Here is a 482-nt window from a genome sequence, read left to right as displayed (position 1 = left end):
CCGTATCTTCCTTGCGCAGGCCGATACCCATGCCGATCCCAAGAACGGCGGGGTCGTCGGCGACGTTGCCCTTGTAGTCGCAGCACTTGCCGGCTTCGGACTTCAGGAAGGCATTGAGTGCGATCGTATCGGCCTGGATCGCGTCGATACGGCCGGCGGCGAGGTCCTGGTTGGCCTCGTCCTGGGTCTGGTATTCCTTGATCTCGGCTGCCTTGCCGGCGAAATGCTTCTTCACATAATCCGCATTGTTGGTGGAGATCTGCACGCCGATCACCTTGCCGGCCAGATCATCCGGAGTGGCGCCGAACTTGTCTTCCTTGTTGCCGACGATGCCGGCCGGCGTATTATAGTATTTGTCGGAGAAGGAAATCGTCTTCAGGCGCTCGGCAGTGATCGACATCGAGCTCATGATCGCATCGATCTTGTGGCTGGTGAGCGCCGGAATGATGCCGTCCCAGGCGATTGGGGTGATGACGCAGTCG

1 protein-coding gene is annotated in these 482 nt (G+C 59.5%); it reads right to left on the bottom strand.

Annotated features, from left to right (window positions below; translation table 11 throughout):
* A partial coding sequence (locus AC1D0P_RS28820) for a transporter substrate-binding domain-containing protein (protein WP_477679861.1) occupies positions 1 to 421 on the bottom strand: 421 nt, incomplete at its 3' end.
* Positions 422 to 482: the final 61 nt, after the last annotated feature.

The organism is Polaromonas sp. P1_G2 (assembly GCF_056405515.1).
Note: the sequence above shows the minus strand (reverse complement) of the source record. Positions and strands in the feature narration are given on the sequence as shown.